A 25,033-nucleotide genomic window follows, 5' to 3' on the forward strand; every position below is an offset into this window, starting at 1 on the left:
CCCATCTCACATACGATTTTTTCTAAGCTTAGCCCAGTAGAGCAGACGATTGACTCCCAGATGCGTCCCTGCCCCTAGGATTAGTATGCCCAGCATCTGCTGCCAAGACAGAGGGATATAGAAAAGTAAGAAAATAATACAGCCAATCAAGGAATCAATCTGGTCAATCCAGATAAAGGTCCATTTCCAGCCATTCTCCGCCGTCTTGCCCTCTCTGATTTCCAAACGGCGCTTGATAAAGCTATTGGGCAACTCAAACAAAACATAAGCCAGCCCCAAAAGAGCCCCAAGCACCAGATTAAACAGCACTGTATTTTCGTAGAAAGCATAGACCAAGTGCAGCTTCTCTAGGGTAGGAATACTCTTTAAGAGCAAACCCCAAAGGATCTGAGCCAAGGCTCCCCAGACAATCATACCCAAGAAACCTTTCCATGTCTTGTTAGCTCCAAAAAGCCTATTCCCATCCTTTAAAATCAGCCCAGCATCCATTGGTCGATAAGCTGCCTCTAGCAGTGAAGACTTGCAAAAGATCATATTCAGAACCCCAGCTAGAATGACCGGCATCAGGGTGATATATAAAGCAAGAATCGAACGCATACTCATTTCCTATTCTTTTTTATAAGAGTCAAACAGAAATCTTCAGAACCCTTTAAATTATAATGAACCCATTATACCATAAAAATTACAGGCCTTCAGTAGGCCAAACTGTGAAGTGGCCTTTTAATTTCTTCTAGTTTAAGATTTGATTTAAACAAAAAAACCAGTAGATCCTACTGGTTTACTTTAGGGACTATTAAACTCTATCATCATAGCCATTTGGATGACTGGAATGCCATTTCCAAGCGGTTTCGATAATGGTTTCGATATTGTCAAATTTCGGTTGCCAGCCCAGAACTTTTCTTGCCTTCTCAGAAGAAGCAATCAACGTATCCGGATCCCCTGGGCGCCGCTCTGCTATTTCCAAAGGAATAGGATGTCCGGTCACCTTTCGTGCTGCTTCTACAATCTGCAGGTTGGAAAAACCAGTCGAAGAGCCAAGGTTAAAAGCATCTGATAGTTGACCTGCACGTAGGTAATCAACAGCCAAAATATGGGCGTCAGCCAAGTCGAAAGGATGGACATAATCGCGTACATTGGTCCCGTCCGGAGTATCGTAATCATCACCAAAGACGGCAATCTTCTCACGTTTGCCCTGAGCCACCTGAAGTACAATGGGCAGGAGATGGGTTTCAGGTCCGTGGTCCTCACCAATTGAGCCGTCGGGCTTGGCACCGGCTACATTGAAATAACGCAGGGCTACAAACTTGATGCCATAGGCCTGGTCTGCCCAGCGCATAATGGTCTCCATCATGAGTTTGCTCTCACCATAAGGATTGATCGGCTTTTGCGGAGTCGTTTCCAAAATCGGAATTTCCTCAGGAATACCATAAGTCGCAGCAGTCGAAGAAAAGACGATGTTTTTAACGCCGCATTCCTGCATGACCTCCAAAAGAGAAACCATGCCGGCTGTGTTATTGTCAAAATACTTGAGTGGATCTACCATAGACTCAGCAACCAGTGAAAAGGCAGCAAAGTGAATGACCGCATCAATGGATGGATGTTTGGCAAAGACATCACGCATAAAGTCCTTATCCGCCAAATCCCCCTCATAAAAGACTGCTTGCGGATGGACGGCTGCCCGGTGGCCAGTCACCAAATTATCAACGACAACTACTTCTTCCTTACCTGCTGCTACCAAACGATCCACCATGTGCGAACCAATATAGCCAGCACCGCCTAATACTAAAATTGCCATAAAACTTCCTTTCCCTGTTACGCTAGATTCATTATAACACATTTCCTAAGGCTGGATGCCGACGGATTGGACGAAGCGCATGAAAGCCTCCTGGCCCTCCTCTGTTCGCTTGTAAACTCCAGCATCTTCCAGTACTCGGCTGAAAATTTGTCCAACCGAGGCCTGAACTACTCCTTCCACCGTCTCAGCGGAAACATTCGGATTCTGGTTTTTGAGTTGCTTGGCCCACTCCTGATGATAGGTCGCGACCTGACAGTCTTCTCCCAGCAGAAACAGTTCCACCTGCTTGAGCTCTTCCTTGAGACGAGGTGGTAGAATAGCCAGCCCCATCACCTCAATCAGGCCGATATTTTCTTTCTTAATATGCTGCACATCTGCATGAGGATGGTAAATGCCGTCTGGATGTTCTGGGGAAGTTTGATTGTCCCGCAAGACCAAGTCCAGTTCAAAAGATCCATCTTTCCTGCGGGCAATCGGTGTGATGGTATGGTGGGGCTCACCCTCAGACTCTGCCAACACCTGCACACTTGGGTCAGAATAAGTGCGCCAAGCTTGCAGGATCTTGTCAGACAACTCAATCAACAATTGCTTTTTCTCAGACCTTAGACGAATGACGGACATAGGCCACTTGACAATGCCTGCCTCTACCTCTTCAAAACCGCTAAAAGTAAAGCTGCAATCCAGCTCTGCCATTTCCATAGGGAAGGTATGACGTCCGCCCTGATAGTGGTCGTGGGTCAGGATGGAGCCACCAACAATAGGCAGGTCGGCGTTGGATCCTGCGAAATAGCCTGGAAAGGTCTCAACGACGTCCAACAAGCGCTCAAAGGTCAGCCGGCTAATCGCCATAGGAAGGTGCTGGCTGTGCAGAAAGATGCAATGCTCATTAAAATAGGCATAGGGCGAATACTGAAAGCCCCACTCCTGTCCAGTCAAGTCAAATCGAATAATCCGATGGTTAGCGCGGGCTGGGTGATCCAAGCGACCCTGGTAGCCTTCATTTTCCATGCAAAGCTGGCAGGCTGGATAATTACTATTCTTAGCTTTTTTAGCTGCCGCAATCTCTTTGGGATCCTTTTCTGGCTTAGATAGATTGATGGTGATTTCCAAATCTCCATAAGCGGTAGGTGCTTTGAAAGCAATGTTTTTAGCAATAGCCTTGACCTTGATATAGTCATTCTTTTGACTAAGCTGGTAAAAATCAGCCACAGCTTGCTCAGGATTAGAAGCATAAGTCGTCCAGAAGTCCCGATTGAGCTGGCTAGGGGCAGGTGTAATCAAGTCCATGAGCTCAGCTCCCAGTATATCCTGCTCAGCTAGGGTATCACCAATTTTCCCATTCTTGACAGCCACAGCTACCATGTCATCCTTCAGGTCAATTAGCTGCTCAGCCTCGGTCTCCTGCTCAGCCTCGGTCTCTCCAACTAAAGCCATGATACGATTTCTCAGATAAATAGTATCCATTTCCTCAAAAGCACTATTATCAATCACAGCTGATACAAAAGTATCCAGTAACTTCTTGGTCATAGATTTTCCTTTCTTTTGTTAATAAATGGACAGGAAGGCTGTCATACCTGATTTTTTTCCTATGAATTAGTCCAGCACTCGGCTTCCGCCAGCTACTTCAGCAATGTAAAAGCTAGGGGCATAGCCGACAACTTCTTGATACTTGCGACCGACATTTTCTTTGAAAGATTCCACAGCATCCTTAGCAACTAAAGCAATGGCGCAACCACCGAAGCCAGCTCCAGTCATACGAGCCCCCAGAACACCTTCTTGCTCCCAGGCTGTGTGAACCAAGGTATCCAGCTCTAGACCAGTCACTTCATAGTCATGCTCCAATGAAACATGAGACGCATTCATGAGACGGCCAAATTTGTCAAGATCGCCTGCCTGCAAAGCTGCCCTCGCTTGCAAAGTACGCTGATTTTCCAAAACAGCATGGCGAGCCCGTTTGAGACGATTTTCGTCCTCTATCAGATAGCTATACTCGTCAAAGGACCACTCGTCCAACTCACCCAAGGTTGCGATAGATAGCTTGCGGTTCAGTTCTTCAACGGCTTTTTCGCACTCTGCTTGACGCTCATTGTACTTAGAATCCGCCAACTCCCTACGCTTATTGGTATTCATAATCACTACGATATTATCCTTAAGATCAAGCGGCACCAAATCATACTCAAGAGTATTGGTATCTAAGTAAATAGCCCGTTGGTCAGCACCCATTCCGATAGCAAACTGGTCCATAATGCCAGAATTAACCCCGATAAACTTGTTTTCAGTTAATTTACCGATTTTCACTAGGTCCAAACGTTCCAACTGCAAATCAAAGAGTTTCTCAGCAATGACACCCGTCAAAAGCTCTAGAGATGCAGAAGAAGACAAGCCCGAGCCGTTGGGAATATTTCCATAAACATAGACATCCATGCCTCGGTCAATTGTATGACCTGCCTCCTGCAGAAAATGCAGAACTCCTTTTGGATAATTGGTCCAGTTATGCTCAGACTCAAAGCGCAGATTTTCCAGTGGTACTTCAATAATCCCTTTTTCTTCAAAATTTCCTGAGAAGAATCGCAAGAGTTGGTCGTCCCGCTTGCGAGCCGCTCCATAAGTTCCTAGAGAAATTGCTGCTGGAAAGACATGGCCGCCGTTGTAGTCGGTGTGCTCACCAATCAGATTGATCCGACCGGGTGAAAAGAAAGTGTGATCCGCTTCTACTCCAAAGACCTTGGCAAAATCTGTACGGATTTGCTCCACTGAAATCAAATTTGACATAAGCTATACTCCTTTAAAATAAATGTCCGATATTGTAATCGTTTTCTTCTATTGTATCCAAGGTTTTTGCCAAAGTCAATCCTTTTTACTAAAGTTTTACTAAACAATCGGTAAAAAGAGAAAAATATGATATACTAACCAAAAAGGAGGAGCATTTATAGCTACATTAAAAGACATTGCACAACTAACCTCTGTCTCTATCGCAACCAGAGTCTATCTGTTACAGAAGAAATCAGACACAGTATTTTAACTGTCGCTGAAGAAATGGGCTATACTAAGTACCTCAAGACAGGCGAATCCCACAAACCCAAGCAAAAGATTACCATTATCCAATGAGTCAGCGAGCAGGGGGAACTGGACGACCTCTACTACTACCAGATTCGTCTCGGTATTGAAAAAAGAGCCCAAGAGTTGGACTATGATATCTTGCGCTATTTTAACGACCATCCTTTTACTCTGAGCGAGGAAGTGATTGGGATACTCTGTATTGGAAAGTTCAGCCAATCACAAATTTCTGCCTTTGAAGAATACCAAAAACCCCTGGTCTTTTTAGACAGCGATACTCTTTCATTGGGACATACCTGTATTATCACTGACTTTTACACTGCTGTAAAACAAGTTGTAGATTACTTCCTCAGCCAAGGGCTTGATCGTATCGGGATTCTAACAGGGCTTGAGGAAACAACTGACCAAGAAGAAATCATCCAGGACGAGCGTCTGGAAAATTTTAAGAACTATAGTCAAACAAAAGGAATCTACCATGATAAACTGGTCTTTCTAAGCTAGCTATTGAAGCAATGAAAAGCAAGTACTCCACGCTATTACTAGAAAATATGTTGCTAAGTCCGTTTGAAATGCAAGATACAAAAATCATGGCAGGATTGCAAGTCCATGTTTACCCCCTCTATGACGAACTGAAAGAATTAAGAGGGCTAAATAGTGTCAAAGACCACTTGTCTTATGTTGCCAGCAGACGTGAAGAATATTCTAAGCATAATATCGCACGCTACCTCAAAAAAGCCATTGAACAATATCTACCAACGGTTAAAAGGCAGGACTTAAACCATGAGTGAAGACTTAAAAACGATCAAAGAGCTGGCGGATGAGTTGAGTGTTACAAAACAAAATATTCAATATCACTACCAAAGGTTACCAAAAGAATTACAGCTTAAAAGTTCCAATGGGTCTAATCTAATAAATTCTAAAGCAGAAAAAATAATTTTAGGTAAAGTAGAAAGTAGTAGCAAATCAAATACCAAAGACCAACAAATAAGTAGCAAAGACCAATAAGTAGCAAAGACCAACAAATAGAAAAACTAACTAATTTGTTAGACCAGTAACAACGATTAGCCTTGCAAGATAAAAAGTTGCTAGAAGAATACAAGGCGGAAAATGATAACTTAAAAGCCCTCAAAATGCCCTCACAGGAAACAGAATTCAAACACTTAGACAATCAATATAAAGATGAAGTGAATGCTCTTAAAGAGAAGTTGGAAAATTTGCAGGAACAAATCAAAGATCAAAAAAGGATAGAAGAACAAGAAAAACCAATAAAATGGTGGGGACTATGGCGAAAATAGATGATTCAGTTAAAAAGAAAGTTCCAGAATTGCAATTTAAAGGATTCACGGATGAATGGGAACAGCGTAAGTTGGGAGACGAAGTTCGAATAGTGATGGGACAGTCTCCTAATTCAGAAAATTATACTGATGATCCTAATGGGCGCTAAAAATGCGAAGACCTATGAAGACCTATTTTGTATTAGTCAAACAAAAAATCCAAAAGAAATGGTATATGATTATGACCATGAAACAAAGTAAAATCAAACCGAGTGATCTGAGGAAGCACCCGATGATCATGAAACGTTATTAAACACAAAAGTCACCCATGTGAGTTCTTGCCAGAAGCTGAAGTTAATCCTTCAACCTGGAAAACCCGCAGAGGTGACTTTTTCTATACATCTCGATTTTTCTGGCAATAATCATTAACCGATAAATATGTCTGTGAATCACCCAGCGACTCCGCTATGTCCATAATCCGCGGTGGTAGTAATCCCACTCGCTGGACAAGTTCGTGATTGCTGAACAATTCCCGTGGACTGCCGGCGAAGCCAAACTTCCCGTGTTCCATAACATACACCGACTCAAACTCGGCGGCGACCCAATCCATGTCATGGGTGATGGTCACAACTTGGTGGCCCGAATCAGCCAACTGATGGAAAATTGCGGTCAACTTGCGCCGGCTTTCCCAATCAAGCGACATCATCGGCTCATCAAATAAATAAATCGCCGGATCCACTGCCAAAACTGTGGCAACGCTCAACAGCTTGCGTTCCGACAATGACAGGTCATATGGACTTTCAGCTGTTTTATCATCCAAGCCAACTCTTTTTAGAGCCGCTAAAGCCCGCCTCGTAATCGTGTCGTGGTCATCCATGACCTGCGCGACATTCCACTCCACCTCTCGTTGAACGGTCGGGTTGAAAAGCTGATCGTCAGGATTCTGAAAAGTAATCCCAACCTTCAGTAACTTTTCGACTGGTTTAAGATCATTAAAATTTTCTCCATCGATCTTAATCACACCGGTTTGTGGTGTCAGCAAGCCCGTCAACAATTTGAAGAGCGTTGATTTGCCGGCACCATTTTGGCCGACAATCGCCACCATCGGATCGGCGAAGTGTTTGTCTTCAACATCCAAGCTAAAGGACCGTTCCGGATAAGTGAACGTCAGGTGGCTCAGTTCAATTGTGGACATAACGAACCTCCTTCAGATCAGCGTAATTCACCGGATACCGGCCATCAGCCAAGTGCCAATCCATTTTTTGAGCAAGTTGCTGGATTGTCGGAGCTGGAATCTGCCAGTCAGCTGCCAAATGATTAAACACCTCACCCGGCCTGCCCTGGGCTACCATTTGACCCTCGTGCAGCACCCACACAACGTCGGCGACTTCGCACAAATCGTCAATTTCACTGGTGACAATGAAGACAGTCGTCTCTTTGACTTGGGCTAGCCATTGGAAAAATTGCCGGCGGCCAAGGGGATCCATCTCACTGGTCGGATCATCCATAATCAAAACAGCCGGATTAGCCACAATCGCCGTGGCAATTGCCAACCGCTGGATCTGACCACCGGAAAGGCTCTCGGGACGCAAATTCAGCTGTTCAATCAGCCCCATTTGCGTGGCAACTTCTTCAACCCGTTTTTGAATCAGTCCTTCAGCCATTCCCTGATTAATCAAGTCAAAGGCGATTTCATCGGCAACCGTGTCTGCCAACCCGCTTAGTTGGCCAGCTGGATTTTGCAGTACAACTCCATTCATGGCATTATAAACGGACCAATTGTCGGACACTCGCTGGCCAAACATGTGCCAGTCGCCCTCAATCTCAGCAGACACAATTTTGGGAATGACCCCTGCCAGCACACGGCACAAAGTCGATTTGCCGGAGTGGCTATTCCCGATAATCCCAACCACCTGGCCGGTATGAACCTCCGCGTTAATCTGACGCAGTTGTGGTTGCTCAGTACCCGGATAACGGGTGGTCAAATTTTCAATTACAATCCGTTTATCTTCGTCCATATCTTCCACCCAATCAATAAAATTGCCAATCCAGTCAGACCAATGTGCAGCGTCCGCGACAGGCGATACACGCGCTGGGAGGTTCTGACAGTCCGGTTGAGATTATCAAAACCTCTCAGTTGGAGAGAAATCGACCGCGTCATCGATTGATCCAAGGTCTTAATCACCAATGGAATTAGAACCGGCAGGACTGACTTTAATTTCTGAATCAACGTTTTTTGCGGATTGGTTCCGCGAACTTTTTGTGCCTGCTGGATTTTCCGCATATTGCGCATCATTTCCGGCAAAATATAACACACCGACATCAGAACGTAGACGGTTTTATAAGACAATCCGGACAGTTCCAAATAGGCCGCATTTTCTGAAATACTCGTGGTCACCATAAAAAAGCCACTGGTCAAAATAATCACCAATACTCGACAACCCAGAGTGGTGGCGTAAATCAGGCCTTCTTTGTAGAACGACACCCCAAGCACAGAAAACAGCACAGTTTGATTCCGACTGTAAAATAACCCTTGGATAATCAGCATGGTGCAAATCAGAAACAGGCTGAATCCCAGCGCCTTAAAGGTGGTAGAACTCAATTTGGAAAATAACAATAGCAGTGTTGCGACAAGAATTAATCCGGCCTGAAGCAATAAATTCATACTGGCAAAGCTCAACAACGTCATGTCCAAGATGAACAAGAGCTTAGTAATCGGATCAATCACCTGGTACCACTTGAGCTTGACCCGTGGCGCTCCAGAAATCAATGTTTTATCAGTCATCATTTATCATCGCTAAAGAAGTGCACCATCCGCTTCGGCAGCTGACGATAGATGAAGAATGCCAGGTAGGCCACGCAGACTTTATCCAAAATATCCAAGACAAACTCATCGGTAAATGAGGCCAGCCATACTGGTGCATGATTGGCGACCATTACCGCAAACAATGAGTCACCCCAAGCGATACCGGTCTGACCACCCCAAAAGATGACGTTGAGCGGCGTTGAAATGACAGCTGAAACGATGGCAATAATAATAGCAGAAACAAATACTCGTCGCGCTGACGAGAACCACCCATTGGCGTTCAAAACTCCGACAGCAATCCCAATTCCGATGCTGGTAATCGCATACACGGTTGAAATTGGCGATAAGGTCAGCCCATAGATCACGTTGTTGATGAAACCACTAATGGCACCGGCAACCGGCCCAGCCAACATGCTGGCAAGAAAGGTTCCCAAAGACCCCAGCCAAACGGGCAACTTTAACCCCTCCGCCAAGGCTTTGGCAACATAGTTAATCCCCACGGCAGCGGGAATCAAAGTCATGGTGGCAGCACTTAACTTAAATTTCCACATACTGGTACGATGAATCGGTTCTGTTTTCATAATCTTCTCCTTTTGTTTTTAAAGAGCCGTGTCTGGATAGACTTTCGGACGCAACGCTCTATTATATATCTACTGAACTGTCTATACACAAGATTTCCATCCTTAGTCGACATGAGCTGGAAATCTTTATTTGTTAAGTATTTCACAACACATTATACACCTATTCTCTGAATAGTCAAGTGTCTTTACAGTAAAATTTTAGAAAATCCTGAAAATTTTCTCTTCCTTTCCATTTTAAGTGACCTTCAGTAACTCTAACATCAAAAAAGCCCAGACAAAAATATCTGAGCACTCTTCTATATAGTCGTTTAAGGAAGTTGAGTTCAGCATTTTCAAGCTATTTCTTCAAGAAACCTTGTTCTTGCAAAAATTCCTTGGCTACTTGTTCTGCTGGCTTGCCTTCGACACCGACTTGATAGTTAAGCTGGCTCATCTGGCTTTCTGTAATCTTACCAGCCAATTTATTAAGAACCGTTTCCAACTCTGGATGTTTCTTGAGAAGAGCTTCTTTCATCAGAGGAGCCCCTTGATATGGTGGGAAGAGTTGCTTATCATCTTCCAAGACCTGTAAATCATAACGCGCCAACTCTGCATCGGTCGAATAGGCGTCCGTGATTTGAATATCACCCGACTGGATAGCTTGGTAGCGAAGGGCTGGCTCCATAGTTGACACATTGAGGTTGAGTCCATAGACAGACTGGAGTCCCTTGTTCCCATCTTCACGGTCGTTAAACTCTAAGGTAAACCCTGCCTTGAGCTTGTCTTGGACTGCCTTAAGGTCAGCGATGGTTTTAAGATTGTATTCTTTAGCAACACTCTTAGGTACTGCAATCGCATAGGTATTTTGATAAGCCATGTGATTGAGCAAGACTAGATTGTCCTGTTTTCTGATTCCATCACGCGCCGCTTCAAAAACTTCTTCAGCATCATTGCTGACCTTTGGAGCAGGCTGCAAGAGAGTTCCAGTAATCGTACCGGTAAACTCAGGATAGATATCAATATCACCTTTTTTCAGCGCTTGATAAAGGAAGTCTGTCTTACCAAAGTTTGGCTTGACTGTCACAGTAATATCCGTATTTTCCTCAATGAGGAGTTTATACATATTCATAAGAATCTCTGGCTCTGGCCCCAATTTCCCAGCAATAACCAGATGATCCTTCTCCTGCTTGGGAAGCAGACTCGGTGTGTAAGAAGCGCCTAGCCCAAGGATTAAGACCGCAAAAGCTGTAAATACTGTCCGAAGCTTAGCCTTTTCCATCCATTTAAGGAGACTGTTGAAAAGAATAGCCAAAACTGCGGATGAAATTGCTCCAATCAAGATCAGACTGGCATTTCGACGGTCAATTCCTAGAAGGATAAAGGAACCTAGTCCACCAGCTCCGACAAGAGCTGCTAGAGTTGCTGTCCCGATAATCATGACAGTCGCCGTCCGAACTCCTGATACGATGACGGGCATTGCTAGAGGCAGTTCAAACTTTTTGAGTCGCTCCCACTTGGTCATCCCAAAGGCGACTCCAGCTTCTTCTAAACTAGGATCAATCCCATTCAAAGCCGTGACGGTATTTTCTAAAATCGGGAAAATAGCGTAAATCACCAGAGCAGTCACTGCCGGCAGTGTACCAATCCCCATAAGAGGGATAAAGAGCCCCAACAAGGCCATTGAAGGAATGGTTTGAAAAATCCCTGCAATTTGCAGCACCCAATTGGCTGCCTTTTTGTGACTATGAAGATAGATAGCGAGCGGAATGGTCAGGAAGATGGCCACTAGTAAGGTCAAAAGAGATAGCTGGAGGTGTTGCCCTAAGGCTGCCAACCATTCGCCAAAGCGCTCCTGAAAGGTAGAAAACAAATTAGCCATGTTGAACACCTCCAAACAAATCTGCTACAAAGCTGGTCGCAGGTGAAGATAGGATTTCATCAGGTGTCGCCACTTGACGAATCTCCCCATCCTGCAGAACAGCAATCCGATTCCCCAATTTTAAAGCCTCATCCGTGTCATGGGTCACAAAGATTGTTGTCATCCCAAACTGGTCATGGATACTCTTGGTCAAGCTCTGCAATTGCTTACGTGAGATAGCATCAAGAGCTGAGAACGGCTCATCCATCAGTAGGATTTTGGGTTGGGCGATAATGGCTCGGACAATGCCCACCCGCTGTTGCTCACCGCCTGACAGCTCACTCGGCATACGCTGAGCATAGTCTTCAGCAGGTAAGCCCACTAGCTCCAGCAATTCATTAGTCTTCCGCTCAATATCTGCCTTGCTCCATCCTTTCATCTCAGGAATGAGAGCAATATTTTCAGCCACCGTTAGATTGGGAAAGAGGGCAATCGCTTGTAAGACATAGCCAGTAGAAAGGCGCAGCTCTCGCTCATCATAGTCTTTGATGCGCTTGCCATCCATATAAATATTTCCATCAGTCGGTTCCAAAAGACTGTTAATCATCTTGAGCATGGTTGTCTTACCGGACCCAGAAGGACCCACCAAAACCATGAACTCTCCATCCTCAATCCTTAAGTTGACATCTCTCAAGACATCCTTTTCTGTATAGCGTAGCGCTACATTTTTATATTCAATCATTCTTTGTCCTCAATTTAAAACTTTCCTCGATTAGTTAAGTCTTCTACCTTAGGCATGACTTCTTTATTATCCCAATGCTCTACAATCAATCCATTCTCCAAACGGAAGATATCGTACTGAGCATAAGCCACTCCATCTATCTGAGTCTGCCCATAGCTGACCACATAGTTTCCTTGTCCCAAAAGCTGGAAAACAAAATCAAAAGTGACACCATGTTCAGCCACATAGTTTTTATAAGCAGCACTTCCTTGGCCAATCTCATGATTATGCTGAATCAGATCGTCTGCCACATAATCATTCCACTGCTCCAGTTCCCCATTTTGGAAAATTTCTGTCAAGAAACGACGGACTAACTTTTTATTTTCTGCTGTCTTATCCAAATCTGTGATTTCAAAATCACCAAAAATCTGATCTAATTGGCCGTTTTCAGGTGTTCGATAGTAGTCAATAACATCCCAATGCTCCACGATACGACCATTCTCATCCGCACGGAAAGTATCTGTCGTCACCCATTGAGCTTCCCCACCATTGAGATATTGATGAACATGGACGAAGACCAGATTGCCATCCTCAATAGTGCGAACAATTTTCATCTCACGCTCGGGATGGCGCTCAAAGAAATTTGCAAAGAAAGCCGCAAACCCTTCTTTCCCATCTGGCACACCTGTCGAGTGTTGAATGTAGGTATCTCCTACAGACTGAGTTTGAGCCTCAGCAACTCGTCCGTCTTGAATAGCATGAATGTATAGATTTTGTGCATTTTCAACTTGTTTTGACATAATTTATGCCTCTTTTTCTTTTAAATTTGCTAAGATGCGTTCCTGATAACTTTCAAACTGACGAATTTCTTCCTCTGAGAAGCCTTTATAAAAAATAGCATCCAATTTTTGACTGATACGATGGCCCACTTCTTTCTGAGACCAACCCCGCTCTGTCAACTTTACATATTTTTTTCGCTTGTCTAAACCACACTGACTAAAGGTCACCAAACCCTGCTCTTCCAACTTTTTCAGCATAGTCGTCAGAGTATTATTGGCTAATCCTGTCTCCAGCGCAATATCTGTCGCCGTCGCGCAGCCCGTTTCACTATTCCATAAAACTGTGAGAATCTTGCCCTGCTCACTTCGATAAAGAGCTTCAGGATCCTGATTCAGTAACTTTTGAAAAATTCGCCCATTCAACAAACGAATATGATAGGCTACTAAATGACTGTCTTTCATACTTCCTCCAATTTATTTCTATATCGAATCGATTTTAAATTATTGTAACACAAGATATTACATCTGTCAAGAATTTTATTCTATTTCGAAATAATTTTAAACTGAATAAAGATTTTAAACTAAAAATTCCAAACAAAAAACTCAGTGTAAAGAGGAAATCCCCCTCTCGCACTGAGCTTCTTTTTATCTTAGTAGTATTCACCCTGACGGTAATCCCATGAGTTGAAAGTATCGGACAGGTGCATCATGATTTTGTCGATGTCCAAGCCTTTGCGGATGACCACTGGTGCTGGTGAGATGGAACGTTGCCCACCTTGTTCTGGAATCAGTTTTCCATCTTTATCCACCATAGAGACCATAACGCCTTGTTCATAGCGAGTTTCAATGGTCTTGTCTGGCTGGATAGAGGCTACATAGTCATCTGCTTCAATGACCAAATCAACAGCATTTTCGATGCGCTCGCCAATTCCTTCGACCTTGCCACGGTTTCCTTTACCGGATGGGTTGGCTGAGGAAGCATAGACCATCTTGCCTTCTTCCCAAAGCTTAGCTGCCAGCTGCTCGCCCGCCTTACCAAACTTAATAACAAAACAGCTAGTGCCACGAACATCTGTCATCAGCTCTTCACGACCGTCACCATAGGCTTTGAGCTTTTCGAAAGCTTCTGGCTTCCATGGAAGGATACAGCCCAAAAGGATATCTTCATCCCAATGTTTTTGATAAAAGGCTTCAATTTCAGGATTGAGCTGAGCCAAAGCACGGAGCTCATCCATGCTGCCACAGAGGACAACACCTGGCTTATTACGGTTACGTGCCTTAGCTTCGAACTTACGCTCCAAACCTGCCTTATCGCTGGTCATAATGATGTAACCTACCTTAGTCGGACAAACGATACAGCCCCCATCGCCTTTAAGAATGTCATAACCTTCTTGTGAAAGAGTTCCGTTCCATTGAATGTGTTTTGTCATAAGTTTATTCCTTTTCTATTAAATTAAGATTTATTTTACCATATATTCTTATTAGAGACAAGATATATTTAGAATTTTCTGAATATATCAAAAATATGGTTACTGCCAATAAGATGGACGATTTTTTTCATATTCTGCAATCAAATCCTCATACAGCAGGGTAATACCGATATCATCCAACCCGTTGAGGAGCTTATGCTTCCATTCTCCATCAATGTCAAAGGAGAATTCTCCCACCGGTGAAAAAATCTTCTGCTGTTCCAAATCCACAGTCACTTGATCCGTTGGCTTTAGATTCGCCAAGGCTTGCCGAACTTCCAGTGGCTGGACGATAGGCAACATGCCGTTATTAAGTTCATTGTTGTAGTGAATATCCCCGAAAGATCCGGCAATAACTACCTTAAAGCCGTAGTCAGCCAAAGCCCAGGCAGCGTGCTCCCGAGAAGAACCCGCTCCAAAATTGTCCCCTGTAATCAGAATAGTCGCCTTGCGATACTCAGGTCTATTAAAGACAAAATCAGGATCTTCGGTGTACTGATTGTCTAGATAACGCCAAGCGTACATGAGATACTTTCCAAAGCCTTTTTTATCAATCAACTTGAGAAACTGCTTAGGTAAAATTTGATCCGTATCAATATTATCGTTCATGAGTGGGACTGTTGTCCCTGTATAGATTGTAAATTTTTCCATAAACCTTCCTTACTGAACCTCCGGTAGCTGACGAATATCTACGAAGCGTCCGGCAATAGCTGCCGCTGCTGCCATGGCAGGACTGCAAAGATGAGTCTTAGCACCAAATCCCTGACGATCCTCAAAGTTCCGATTACTAGTAGAGGCACAGTGGACTCCGTCTGGCACCTTATCTGGATTCATTCCCAGGCACATGGAACAGCCCGGATCGCGCCACTCAAATCCTGCATCCATGAAAATTTTATCCAGTCCCATCTTTTCAGCAGCACGCTTGACTGGGCGAGAGCCTGGTACGACGATAGCGGTCAGATTAGGAGCAATGTGCTTACCCGCAACAAACTTAGCGGCCAGCTGCAAATCGCTGAGTCTGGCATTGGTGCAGGAACCAATAAAGATATACCCTAGGTCAATATCTTCTGCTTTTTTACCCGGGGATAAGTCCATGTAATTATAAGCCCGCTCGTCGTTCATATCGCGAATTTCTGGGAAAGCAGCACCGAACTCTACTCCCATAGAAGGATTTGTCCCCCAAGTCACCATTGGTGCCAACTGGGAAACATCAATCTCAATGACCTTATCATAGACAGCATCAGGATCACTGACTAGAGTCTTCCAATCAGCTACCGCTGCTTCAAAGTCCTTGGGAGCTCCTGGCCGACCTTGAACGTAATCATAGGTCTTTTGGTCAGGGTTCATAATGCCCATCTTGGATCCAAACTCTATGGACATATTGCAAATGGTCATGCGCTCTTCCATGGTCAGATGCTCAATCGCATCACCAGCATACTCGACCACATGACCAACACCTGCAGCCACACCATATCGGGCAATCAGAGCGAGGATAAAGTCCTTGGAATAGACACCTTTAGGTGGCACTCCGGTAAATTTGACCAACATTTTCTTGGGCTTGACCTGCCAAATGGTCTGCGTGGCAAAGACGTGCTCTACCTCTGAAGTACCGATCCCAAAAGCAATAGCTCCAAAAGCTCCGTGAGTAGCCGTGTGACTATCACCGCAGACGATGAATTTGCCCGGCTGAGTCTTGCCCGTTTCCGGTCCAACCATATGGACAATCCCCTGCAGTTCCGATCCGTGAGCCGCGTGTTCAATGCCAAAATCCTTGACATTCTCAGAAAGTTTATCAATCTGAGCCTTGGAAATCACATCCCGAATATCATAGATATTGACCGTAGGAACATTATGGTCAAAGGTACCAAAGGTCAAGTCCGGCCTTCTAACTTTGCGCCCTGCATCTCGAAGGCCTTGAAAAGCCTGAGGGCTGGTTACTTCATGAATATAATGCTGATCTACATACATAAGCTGGGGCTGGCCTTCTTGACCAGTTATTACATGCCTTTCCCACAGCTTATCAAAAATCGATTTTCCAGCCATACTAGCTTCTCCATATGTAATATAAAATTCCGATTTCCACTATTATTCCGCAAATCCAAGCCAACCAGAAATACCATTTTCTGGTCTTATGATGAAAGAGGCAACCGCCTAATAAAGCGCCCAAACCTCCGGCTACCAATGCTGACAATAGCAAAGTCTTCTCTGGAATACGGTAGTGATTTTTCTTAGCCTTTCGTTTATCCCAGCCATAAAGCAGGAAAACGACAAGGTTCCATAGCAGGCTAATACCTGTTAATATCCATTTCATAAATTATTAATAATGGACTCCGTCATTTGAGCTGTTCCTACCTGACCACCCAGATCTCGCGTTAAAATCCCCTGAGCCAAGGTCTTCTCCACTGCTGCCTCAATCGCTTCTGCAGCTTCAAGCTCTGCAAAACTATCCCTCAACATCATGGCTACAGAAAGGATCATACTGATAGGGTTGGCAATGCATTGCCCTGCAATATCAGGAGCCGAACCATGAATGGGCTCATAAAGACTTGGCCCATCAGCCGAATGACTGGCAGATGGCATAACTCCTAGCGTTCCTGATAAGACGCTGGACTCATCGGATAGAATATCTCCAAAGAGATTTTCCGTTACCACAACATCAAACTTAGCAGGATTGGTAATCATAAGCATCGCAGCGCTATCCACCAGCTGGTGCTCCAAGGTCACATCTGGATAATCCTTGGCGACTTCATCTGCTACTCTGCGCCAGAGTTTGGATGTTGCTAGCACATTTTGCTTGTCAATACTGGTCACGCGCTTTCTACGACCACGCGCAATGTCAAAGGCCTTACGGACAATCCGTTCTACCTCTTCATAGCTGTAGTCGTTGATATCCCGCGCAGATTTGTCCTCCAAAATATGCTCGCCAAAGTAAATCCCACCAGTCAACTCGCGCACAACTACGAAGTCCACGCCAGCAATTCGCTCTGCCTTCAAAGGCGACAAATGCTTTAGGGCATCAAAAATCTTAACTGGACGGATATTAGCATAGAGTTCAAGCTCCTTGCGTAGAGCAAGCAAACCTTGCTCCGGCCGAACCGGGGCATTATCATACTGAGGACTACCGATAGCTGCTAGGAGAATAGCATCCGCCTCCTTGGCCGCTTCTAGAGTTGACTGAGGCAGAGGATGACCTTCCGCATCAATACCAGCACCCCCAAAATCCTTCTCTGTGACTTGATAAGTAAATCCAAACTTGTCCGCAACAGCTGCTAGAACTTGGAGGCCCGCTTCCATGATTTCTGGGCCAATACCGTCGCCTGCCAGAGCTACGATTTTTTTTGTCATAGGGACTCCTTCCTATTCACTAGCGGGTAAATCATGATAAGAAACGCGACGTCCGATTTCACCTGCATTTTCCTTCTGAATAAAAGTATTGGCATGGATATAAGCAATAGCACTAGCCTTAAGAACATCAAAGTCAATACCTGAAGAGTTAAAGATCGTATCAGTATCCGTATTTTCAACAGCTACCAAAACACGAGCCTGAGAGTCGATACCATCCGTTACTGCCTCGATGTTATAAGACAAAAGCTGAACAGACTGGTTAAAGAATTGGTCAATCGCATTAAAGATAGCTTCAACACTTCCCTTGCCTTCTGCCACACAAGTGACTATCTCACCATCGCCATTAACCAACTGCACATCAGCTGTGATAGTTTGGTCATCATTGGTCGTCAACTGCAGATCATCAAATCTGAATCCTTCTGGATTTTCAACCGTCGTTCCAGCAATCAGAGCCCGTATATCAGCATCTGTGACTTCATTTTTCTTATCAGCCAAGACCTTAAATTTAGCAAAGAGATCATTGATTTCAGATTCCGCAAAGTCCAGAGCCAATTCTTTGAGTTTTTCGACAAAGGCATGACGACCAGAGAGTTTACCAAGTGGGAGTGAGTTGCTCTTGACACCGACTAGCTCAGGAGTAATGATTTCATAGGTTAGTGGGTTCTTAAGAACGCCATCCTGATGGATACCAGATTCATGAGAGAAGGCGTTGCCACCAACGACAGCCTTGTTCTTAGGCACTGGAATACCTGAGAAACGAGACACCAGTTCAGAAGTATTAATGGTTTCATTAAGGACGATATCCGTCTCAACTTGATAATAGTCTTGACGAATCTCTAAGGCAACCGCTACTTCTTCCAACGCAGCGTTACCTGCACGCTCACCAATACCGTTGATCGTTCCTTCCACCCGCCTAGCACCGTATTTAATCGCAGACAAGCTGTTGGCTACTGCCATTCCCAAATCATCATGACAGTGAGGACTATAAATGATTTCACGGTCAGTTTGGACATTATCAATCAGATACTTGAAGATATTGCCAAACTCTTCAGGTGTAGTAAAACCAACCGTATCTGGAATATTGATGTAGCTAGCACCCGCATCAACCGCTGTCTGAACAACTTGAAGCAGAAAATCTAGCTCGGTTCGTGTCGCATCCTCAGGTGAAAACTCGACAATCTCAAACTTAGAGCGAGCATAAGAAACATGCTCCTTAATGGCTTCTAAAATCTCTTCCTTGGATTTTTTCAGCTTGAACTCTCTGTGAATAGGACTGGTCGCAATGAAAACATGTACCTGAGGGTGCTTGGCATCCTTGAGTGCCTCATAGCAGGCATCAATGTCAGACTTAACCGAACGTGCTAGGCCAGTGACCGAAGCTTTGGTGATTGCTTTGGCGATTTCCCGTACTGCTTCAAATGAATCTGGACTAGCAGCTGGGAAGCCAGCTTCGATGGCCGAAATTCCCCATTTTTCAAGTTGTTTAGCAATAGCAACCTTTTCCTTAACGGAAAAGTTCACTCCAGGTGTCTGCTCACCATCCCGAAGGCTGGTATCAAGAAACTCAATTTTTCGTGTCATAGACAACTCCTTTTCTAATACACAAGGGCTCTTATAATCAAGGCATCAAAATGTAAACTAGCAGTAGAAAATATCTCTAAAAGACTAGCACTTTTGGGCCAAGCATAGAAACCTTAATCTATATTGAGGTGAGTAGGTATAAAAAAACATCTCACTTGAGGAACAAGCGAGATGTTGATTTACTCCCGCTTGGTAAGCCAAACAGGACTAATGCTTTTGCACTAGCCCGAGTAACGCAACAACAAAGCAAAGTTTGAAGATTGGGTTGACTTCATGTTTGACTAACTCCTTTTGAGATGATTTCTTATTGTTTAGAATTCTAACACAGTATTTTTGCCTTGTCAAGAAAAAGTCGATATTTTCTGAAAATTTTTAATATACTGTACTCAACTTTTATCCAACTAGCTCTTTCTGCAATTTGAAAAAGAAAGTTTCGATCCAACCTCGAGTATTAAGAAAATTGATCTTGACTAGACAACTGCTTTAAAATAGTCTTTAAGTGTCCAATTCCCCTCTCTACCAAAGCATCTACATCATCTTCTCCTTTTCCAGGATAGGTTGGATATAGGAAATTTCCCACTAAAATAATGGGATTTCCTGACGAGTCTTTTTCCAGACGATAAAAAGAGATAGCTGAAGCCTTGTTAGCTTGTTCTGAACGCTCATAAGCTGTCAGCCACTCCTTATCTCCAATAGTGACCTTTCCTTCTTTAGAAAAATGATGACCGTCATCCATCATTGTTTGCTTTAGAGCTTTCTCAGAAAGTTTCTGATTACCTTGAATACGTAAAGTATAAATTTGAACTAAGAAATAACGACCATCTTCTTGAGCAGTATAAGCCACATCTTCATTAGGTTTTAGACTTTGTTCAAGATCTAGTTCCCATTCTTTTGGAATCATATACTTCAGGCTATCCACTGTCTTATCTTGACCATCTTTAACCCAAAGATAATAAGTTTCTCCATCAGAAATAGAGACCGGTTTAGCCTTTGAATAAACATCAAATTGTTGGTCAAGACTTAGTGGTCCTTTCTTACAGGCTGTTAGGAAAAACAAGCCACATAAAAGAGTTGTTAATGCAAGAAAACTAATTCCAGCTCTTTTCATCTTTTATCCTCCTCATTCAAAGCTTTATTTTATTATACCACATACTATAATCTGCCCACTAATAACTATGACAAATATGCTGGGATGTTTTACTAAATTCTACTTTGTGATTTACTAATTTTTGATGTATAATGAAAGAATAGTAAAGAAAAAGGATTGAATCGTATGGCTACCATCAAAGATATTGCCCATGCAGCCGGTGTCTCATCTGCGACTGTCTCACGAGTTTTAAACCAAGATCAAGCCATGTCTGTCAGTGATGAAACACGTAACAAAATTTTTACCATCGCTAAACAGCTTGGTTATAAAAAATCAAAGAAAACAAATAAACGTTCTAAATCTTCTCACAGAATTGCCATAATCGAATGGTATACAGAACAAGAAGAACTAGATGATCTCTACTACTACTCAATTCGTTTAGGAGCTGAAAAAAGAGCTCAAGAATTGGGCTATGAAATCATAAGAATTTTCAACAACGATTCCCTGACTCAACTAGAAAATATTGATGGAATCATAGCTATCGGAAAGTTTAGTCCTGGTAAAATAAAAGAACTAGAGAATTACAGTGATAAACTAGTTTTTGTTGATAGCGATACCTTAAAATCTGGTCATTCTTGCGTCACAACCGACTTTGAAAACTCCGTTATCAATGTTATAGATTATTTTATCAACAGTGGCCTAAAAAAAATTGGTATGATTGCTGGCCAAGAAACCTCTTCTGATAAAAGCACACTCCTATCTGACCCTCGACTCAACACTTTTCAATCCTATCTCAAACAACTCACACTATATGATCCCAACTTGATCAAAATTGGGAGTTTTTCTTCAGAAGCTGGATATAAAATAATGAAAGAGTTCATTATGGAGCTTGGTGACAATCTACCTCCAGCCCTCTTTGCAGCAAATGATGCCTTAGCCTCAGGCGCCTTGCGTGCTTTGCAAGAAGCTAAAATCCCTGTCCCAGAAAGAGTTGGCTTGATTTCTTTTAACGATACTTCTCTAGCCAAATATATGTATCCAAAACTCAGTACTGTGACAGTTTTTACTGAAGAAATGGGAAAACAAGCCATTCAAATTCTTGAGCAAAGTTTCCAAAAAGATAGTTTTTCAGTTCCTTATATGGTCAAATTAGCTACAAGATTGACTATTAGAGAAAGCAGCATTTAAATTAGAAAGACATACTATGAAAACCTACGAAAAACTCTATGATATTCTTAGTCAGGCCGATGATTACGTCAATGGTGAAAAAATAGCCCAAGAACTAGGGATTACTCGGACCTCTATTTGGAAGGCCATTCAAAAACTTGAGAAAGAAGGCATTCAAATCGAATCAGTCAAGAATCGTGGCTATCGATTGCTTGATGGAGATTTGCTGCTTCCTTCTTGGATTGAGGAACACTCACCTGTAAAAGTTTCCTTCAATCCTGACTGTAAGTCCACTCAAATCGATGCTAAAGCTGGGATGGAAGCTGGCGCCCCATCCGATACCCTTTATCTAGCCACTTCCCAGTCAGCTGGTCGCGGCCGTTTCAGTCGTGTTTTCTTCTGCCCTAGCCAAGGTGGTTTCTATATGTCTCTCCACCTCAAGCCCAACCTTCCTTTTGACCAGATCCCTTCCTATACTATCTTAACTGCGGGAGCCATCTATAAGGCTATAAAAAATCTAACTCTTATGGACATTGACATCAAGTGGGTCAATGATATTTATTTTAAAAATAAAAAGATAGCCGGTATTCTAACAGAAGCTACTACTTCTATCGAGAATGGACAGGTAACTGATGTTATTATCGGAGTTGGCTTTAACTTCTCTATTAAGGATTTTCCTGCAGATCTCAAGAATAAGGCCGGATCATTATTTGATGAGAAACCGCCAATTAGTCGTAATGAGCTCATCGCTGAGATTTGGAACTGCTTTTACGAAAGTGATCCAGAAGAACTCATCTACCTTTACAAACAACATTCCTTGGTGCTAGGTCGGGAAGTCAGCTTCAATCAAAATAATACTAACTACAAGGGTTTGGCTAAAGACGTTTCTGACAGTGGTCAACTCCTCGTTCAGCTTGATAATGGTCAGGAAATCTGGCTTAATAGTGGCGAAGTTTCTCTAAGCAGTTGGTAATAGGCCACATAAAATCACAAGATAAAAGGACTGAGTTTTCTCAGTCCTTTTCTTATATTTATTTTAAATGTTTATCAATTTCATCAACAATCCGACCCATGACATAGGAAATCTGAATATTTCGCAAAATCAGAAAGGCCCAGAAAATCGCCATGAAATAGTGTTCCGACATTATGGATTCATTAAAAAAGTATGTTTCAACAGCCGTAAAGAGAGCCACTGTGATAAATTGTCTTCTATTCATAAATGTATTATATCATGAAAAATTCAAAAAATCTTTTATTAGTCTTCTTGCACGGTAATTTTTTCAGCTAAAAAGTCAAATCCTTCTGGAATCAGTTTTTCCTCTTTCTTCTCTTCGACTTCAACTTTACCATTTCTGCTACGAGCCGAGAAATCCGCTCGGATCTTGGTCCATTCTTCTAAGGAAATAGCCAAAATTTCTGGTGAAAACCCTGCAGCGTTGCTAAGAATATTGCCAAACATGGTATTGAGATTGTCTCGCTTCATGGTCTGCTCAGCGTTAAAATTAGATTCAAAAGCTAAGATAGCATGGCTTTCATTGGCTGCCACAGGTTGCGAGCCAGCTAATAAAGCCTTGTCCGCCCCAGATAAACTCTCAATGACCTCTCCCCAAGCATTCTGTAGCTTAGTCAGATTGCTACGAGCCAAACTAGGATTCTCAACAGCCTCTTCTAAAATAGCATTAACTTTATGACGATCTACCCGATAACCTTTTGACTTCTGTGGACGAATATCTGAAGTTTTGACAGCTGCCACTGGTTTCCCATTGCCATTAGATAGCTGCTGCTTGAGATTATCAATCTCTTGTCTCAATCCCTTAAGTTCATCAGCTAGATTATCTGGAATGGCTACAACTGCAGGAAGATTGCTGGTCTCTGCCAGTCGAATGGTCATCATTTCTGTATAAATCTTAGGCTGCAGGCTGTTCTTGATATCAGGCAAACTCTTGGTTGCCATATCAATCATGGCAAAGAGAGTCTCCTGCGGTGTCTTGAGATTTTCCAGAAAGAGCTCACTGGCATGATGATTTTCCCCGCCAGTTTTGACAATGATTAGGTCACGCAGGTATTGCAGAAGATCCGTTACGAAACGAGCCATGTTTTTACCGCTATCAAAAATTAAATTGAGATTATCCAAGGCTGCTACTGCGTCATGCGCAATCAAGGCTGCTACATAGGCATCCAAGGCTCCTAAGCTGATCGAGCCAGTGATTTCTTCGGCAATGTCTGTAGTCAAACGATTTTCCTGCGTTAAGCTAAGAGCCTGATCAAGGATAGACAGGGCATCCCGCATACCACCTTCTGCTCGACGGGCAATAATCTGCACACCTTCTTGCTCAAAGTCAATACCTTCCTGATCCAAAATCCACTCGATATGGGCAATAATGTCCTGAGTCTTGATAGACTTAAATTCAAAACGCTGGACACGGGAAAGAATCGTGGCTGGAATCTTATGCAACTCAGTCGTCGCTAGGATAAAGACAACATTTTTTGTCGGTTCTTCCAAGGTCTTGAGCAAGGCGTTAAATGCCCCTGTTGAGAGCATGTGCACCTCGTCAATGATATAGACCTTGTGCTTAGCCATACTAGGTGCATAGGTAGATTTATCCCGAATATCACGAATCTCATCTACCCCATTATTAGAAGCTGCGTCGATTTCTATGACATCTTCAAGGCTTCCCTCAGTAATGGCCTTACAAATATAGCAGTCATTGCAGGGCTCGCCGTCCTTTTGATTCGGACAATTCATAGCCTTGGCAAAAATCTTGGCAACACTAGTTTTCCCTGTTCCACGTGGTCCAGAAAAGAGATAAGCATGGCTGATTTTCCCTTGCTCCACAGCCTGTCGCAGAGTGGTTGCCACTACCTGCTGACCCACCAGCTGACCAAAGGTCTGACTGCGGTATTTCCGATATAAAGCTTGATACATTAGGCTTTTTCTCCAAACATTTCAAAATTCCAAATCGTTTTTTCAAGCAAAATCTGGACGAACTTTTCCAGATATTCCTGATCTATCTTATCATAATCCCCCGTCAAAGCTGAATCCAAATCCAGTACTCCAAGAAGGCGACCGTCTTTTACCATGGGCACCACAATTTCGCTTTTCGCTCTGCTGTCACAAGAGATATAGTTGGCATGCTGGGTCACATCATCTACGATAATCGTCTGCTCTTTCTCCGCAGACTCCCCACAGACACCCTTGCCTAGCGTAATATGGACACAGGATACACCGCCCTGAAAAGGCCCCAGAATCAGCTCACTCCCATCAAAAAGATAGAAACCAGTAAAAACCGAATGAGGCAAAGCTTGATTGAGCAGCGAGCTAGCATTGGAAAGATTAGCTAAAGCATTGGTCTCACCCTCCAACAAAGCTTCCAGCTGGGCTAGTAAAATTTGATAATTTGAAATTTTATCTTTTGTGTTCATAGAGTCTATTATATCAAAAAAACAGTCTGATGGCTGTTTTTGAAATAAAAATAAGAAGCACAACTAAAATAGACTTTAAACTTTTCGTCAAGTGAAAATCCCAATAGATAA

At 43.3% G+C, this 25,033-nt stretch carries 27 protein-coding genes and 2 pseudogenes; 7 read left to right on the forward strand and 22 right to left on the reverse strand.

The genetic code is table 11. From position 1 onward, the window contains the following. Positions 1 to 6: 6 nt before the first annotated feature. The 4 genes from HMPREF0847_RS03765 to HMPREF0847_RS03780 form a co-directional block, all read right to left on the reverse strand. Positions 7 to 597 carry a CDP-archaeol synthase gene (locus HMPREF0847_RS03765; RefSeq protein WP_008808871.1) on the reverse strand — a complete coding sequence of 197 codons (591 nt, stop codon included), beginning with the start codon at positions 595 to 597 and terminating at the stop codon, positions 7 to 9. A gap of 196 nt (positions 598 to 793) precedes the next feature. Then, a complete protein-coding gene (gene galE, locus HMPREF0847_RS03770) occupies positions 794 to 1,795 on the reverse strand; it encodes a UDP-glucose 4-epimerase GalE (protein WP_008808872.1) in 1,002 nt (333 codons plus the stop codon). 45 nt (positions 1,796 to 1,840) lie between these two features. Continuing rightward, positions 1,841 to 3,322, reverse strand: a complete 1,482-nt coding sequence (gene galT / locus HMPREF0847_RS03775; protein WP_008808873.1) for a UDP-glucose--hexose-1-phosphate uridylyltransferase — start codon at positions 3,320 to 3,322, stop codon at positions 1,841 to 1,843. A 66-nt stretch (positions 3,323 to 3,388) separates the two neighbouring features. Then, complete coding sequence (locus HMPREF0847_RS03780; protein ID WP_008808874.1) at positions 3,389 to 4,567, reverse strand: galactokinase; 1,179 nt, start codon at positions 4,565 to 4,567, stop codon at positions 3,389 to 3,391. 157 nt (positions 4,568 to 4,724) lie between these two features. Between HMPREF0847_RS03780 and HMPREF0847_RS11415 the strand changes: the two are divergent. From HMPREF0847_RS11415 to HMPREF0847_RS11335, 5 genes and pseudogenes are all read left to right on the forward strand, one after another. Next, positions 4,725 to 5,344: pseudogene (locus HMPREF0847_RS11415) on the forward strand (LacI family transcriptional regulator); the annotation flags it as partial. 5 nt (positions 5,345 to 5,349) lie between these two features. Further along, positions 5,350 to 5,640 (forward strand): annotated as a pseudogene (locus HMPREF0847_RS03790) (DNA replication protein); the annotation flags it as partial. After that, the gene (locus HMPREF0847_RS03795; RefSeq protein ID WP_008808877.1) at positions 5,633 to 5,857 is read left to right on the forward strand and encodes a hypothetical protein; all 225 of its coding nucleotides are present in this window, start codon (positions 5,633 to 5,635) and stop codon (positions 5,855 to 5,857) included. The pseudogene HMPREF0847_RS03790 and the gene HMPREF0847_RS03795, both read left to right, overlap by 8 nt. A 62-nt stretch (positions 5,858 to 5,919) precedes the next feature. Further along, positions 5,920 to 6,147 carry a hypothetical protein gene (locus HMPREF0847_RS03800; protein WP_001152920.1) on the forward strand — a complete coding sequence of 76 codons (228 nt, stop codon included), beginning with the start codon at positions 5,920 to 5,922 and terminating at the stop codon, positions 6,145 to 6,147. Continuing rightward, complete coding sequence (locus HMPREF0847_RS11335) at positions 6,135 to 6,296, forward strand: hypothetical protein (protein ID WP_020992655.1); 162 nt, start codon at positions 6,135 to 6,137, stop codon at positions 6,294 to 6,296. The genes HMPREF0847_RS03800 and HMPREF0847_RS11335 overlap by 13 nt, the downstream gene beginning before the upstream one ends. Positions 6,297 to 6,520: 224 nt before the next feature. On the opposite strand, the gene HMPREF0847_RS03810 is transcribed toward HMPREF0847_RS11335, so the two are convergent. From HMPREF0847_RS03810 to HMPREF0847_RS03880, 15 genes are all read right to left on the reverse strand, one after another. Then, a complete protein-coding gene (locus tag HMPREF0847_RS03810; protein WP_000103848.1) occupies positions 6,521 to 7,321 on the reverse strand; it encodes an energy-coupling factor ABC transporter ATP-binding protein in 801 nt (266 codons plus the stop codon). Further along, entirely contained in the window at positions 7,308 to 8,144 is an 837-nt protein-coding gene (locus HMPREF0847_RS03815; RefSeq protein ID WP_008808879.1) for an ABC transporter ATP-binding protein, read from the reverse strand. Before HMPREF0847_RS03815 ends, HMPREF0847_RS03810 begins: the two co-directional genes overlap by 14 nt. After that, positions 8,120 to 8,911 carry an energy-coupling factor transporter transmembrane component T gene (locus HMPREF0847_RS03820; protein ID WP_000130448.1) on the reverse strand — a complete coding sequence of 264 codons (792 nt, stop codon included), beginning with the start codon at positions 8,909 to 8,911 and terminating at the stop codon, positions 8,120 to 8,122. The genes HMPREF0847_RS03815 and HMPREF0847_RS03820 overlap by 25 nt, the downstream gene beginning before the upstream one ends. Next, positions 8,911 to 9,513, reverse strand: coding sequence for a hypothetical protein (locus tag HMPREF0847_RS03825; protein ID WP_008808880.1), 603 nt, complete (start codon positions 9,511 to 9,513; stop codon positions 8,911 to 8,913). The genes HMPREF0847_RS03820 and HMPREF0847_RS03825 overlap by 1 nt, the downstream gene beginning before the upstream one ends. Positions 9,514 to 9,850: 337 nt before the next feature. Next, a complete protein-coding gene (locus tag HMPREF0847_RS03830) occupies positions 9,851 to 11,371 on the reverse strand; it encodes an ABC transporter permease/substrate-binding protein (RefSeq protein ID WP_008808881.1) in 1,521 nt (506 codons plus the stop codon). Continuing rightward, positions 11,364 to 12,092: an ATP-binding cassette domain-containing protein gene (locus tag HMPREF0847_RS03835; RefSeq protein ID WP_008808882.1), complete on the reverse strand. Its 729-nt coding sequence runs from the start codon at positions 12,090 to 12,092 to the stop codon at positions 11,364 to 11,366. Before HMPREF0847_RS03835 ends, HMPREF0847_RS03830 begins: the two co-directional genes overlap by 8 nt. Positions 12,093 to 12,106: 14 nt before the next feature. Further along, on the reverse strand, positions 12,107 to 12,871 hold the full coding sequence (locus HMPREF0847_RS03840) for a nuclear transport factor 2 family protein (protein ID WP_008808883.1): 765 nt from the start codon (positions 12,869 to 12,871) through the stop codon (positions 12,107 to 12,109). Between the two features lie 3 nt (positions 12,872 to 12,874). Further along, a complete protein-coding gene (locus HMPREF0847_RS03845; RefSeq protein ID WP_008808884.1) occupies positions 12,875 to 13,312 on the reverse strand; it encodes a MarR family winged helix-turn-helix transcriptional regulator in 438 nt (145 codons plus the stop codon). A gap of 188 nt (positions 13,313 to 13,500) precedes the next feature. Beyond that, positions 13,501 to 14,280 carry an L-threonylcarbamoyladenylate synthase gene (locus HMPREF0847_RS03850; RefSeq protein WP_005590290.1) on the reverse strand — a complete coding sequence of 260 codons (780 nt, stop codon included), beginning with the start codon at positions 14,278 to 14,280 and terminating at the stop codon, positions 13,501 to 13,503. 99 nt (positions 14,281 to 14,379) lie between these two features. After that, the gene (leuD, locus tag HMPREF0847_RS03855) at positions 14,380 to 14,970 is read right to left on the reverse strand and encodes a 3-isopropylmalate dehydratase small subunit (protein ID WP_008808885.1); all 591 of its coding nucleotides are present in this window, start codon (positions 14,968 to 14,970) and stop codon (positions 14,380 to 14,382) included. A gap of 9 nt (positions 14,971 to 14,979) precedes the next feature. Beyond that, a complete protein-coding gene (gene leuC, locus HMPREF0847_RS03860; RefSeq protein ID WP_008808886.1) occupies positions 14,980 to 16,362 on the reverse strand; it encodes a 3-isopropylmalate dehydratase large subunit in 1,383 nt (460 codons plus the stop codon). Between the two features lies 1 nt (position 16,363). After that, positions 16,364 to 16,630 carry a DUF1294 domain-containing protein gene (locus HMPREF0847_RS03865; protein WP_008808887.1) on the reverse strand — a complete coding sequence of 89 codons (267 nt, stop codon included), beginning with the start codon at positions 16,628 to 16,630 and terminating at the stop codon, positions 16,364 to 16,366. Then, positions 16,627 to 17,664: a 3-isopropylmalate dehydrogenase gene (gene leuB, locus HMPREF0847_RS03870; protein WP_008808888.1), complete on the reverse strand. Its 1,038-nt coding sequence runs from the start codon at positions 17,662 to 17,664 to the stop codon at positions 16,627 to 16,629. The genes HMPREF0847_RS03865 and leuB overlap by 4 nt, the downstream gene beginning before the upstream one ends. A 12-nt stretch (positions 17,665 to 17,676) precedes the next feature. Then, the gene (locus HMPREF0847_RS03875; RefSeq protein ID WP_008808889.1) at positions 17,677 to 19,245 is read right to left on the reverse strand and encodes a 2-isopropylmalate synthase; all 1,569 of its coding nucleotides are present in this window, start codon (positions 19,243 to 19,245) and stop codon (positions 17,677 to 17,679) included. 451 nt (positions 19,246 to 19,696) lie between these two features. After that, entirely contained in the window at positions 19,697 to 20,353 is a 657-nt protein-coding gene (locus HMPREF0847_RS03880; protein WP_008808890.1) for a hypothetical protein, read from the reverse strand. Positions 20,354 to 20,518: 165 nt separating this feature from the next. On the opposite strand from HMPREF0847_RS03880, the gene HMPREF0847_RS03885 reads away from it, so the two are divergent. Both HMPREF0847_RS03885 and birA read left to right on the forward strand, forming a co-directional pair. Beyond that, entirely contained in the window at positions 20,519 to 21,520 is a 1,002-nt protein-coding gene (locus tag HMPREF0847_RS03885; RefSeq protein WP_008808891.1) for a LacI family DNA-binding transcriptional regulator, read from the forward strand. Between the two features lie 16 nt (positions 21,521 to 21,536). After that, on the forward strand, positions 21,537 to 22,472 hold the full coding sequence (birA, locus tag HMPREF0847_RS03890; RefSeq protein WP_008808892.1) for a bifunctional biotin--[acetyl-CoA-carboxylase] ligase/biotin operon repressor BirA: 936 nt from the start codon (positions 21,537 to 21,539) through the stop codon (positions 22,470 to 22,472). Positions 22,473 to 22,530: 58 nt separating this feature from the next. On the opposite strand, the gene HMPREF0847_RS03895 is transcribed toward birA, so the two are convergent. From HMPREF0847_RS03895 to HMPREF0847_RS03905, 3 genes are read right to left on the reverse strand one after another with little or no spacing between them, the layout of a single operon-like run. Next, a complete protein-coding gene (locus HMPREF0847_RS03895) occupies positions 22,531 to 22,716 on the reverse strand; it encodes a DUF3272 family protein (protein ID WP_008808893.1) in 186 nt (61 codons plus the stop codon). A gap of 38 nt (positions 22,717 to 22,754) precedes the next feature. After that, positions 22,755 to 24,425, reverse strand: a complete 1,671-nt coding sequence (gene dnaX, locus HMPREF0847_RS03900; RefSeq protein WP_008808894.1) for a DNA polymerase III subunit gamma/tau — start codon at positions 24,423 to 24,425, stop codon at positions 22,755 to 22,757. Further along, positions 24,425 to 24,922 (reverse strand): GAF domain-containing protein, encoded by a 498-nt coding sequence (locus tag HMPREF0847_RS03905; RefSeq protein WP_008808895.1) that lies wholly within the window; start codon positions 24,920 to 24,922, stop codon positions 24,425 to 24,427. Before HMPREF0847_RS03905 ends, dnaX begins: the two co-directional genes overlap by 1 nt. Between the last annotated feature and the right edge of the window lie 111 nt (positions 24,923 to 25,033).

The sequence above is a fragment of the Streptococcus sp. 2_1_36FAA genome (assembly GCF_000161955.2).
Classification (GTDB): domain Bacteria; phylum Bacillota; class Bacilli; order Lactobacillales; family Streptococcaceae; genus Streptococcus; species Streptococcus gordonii.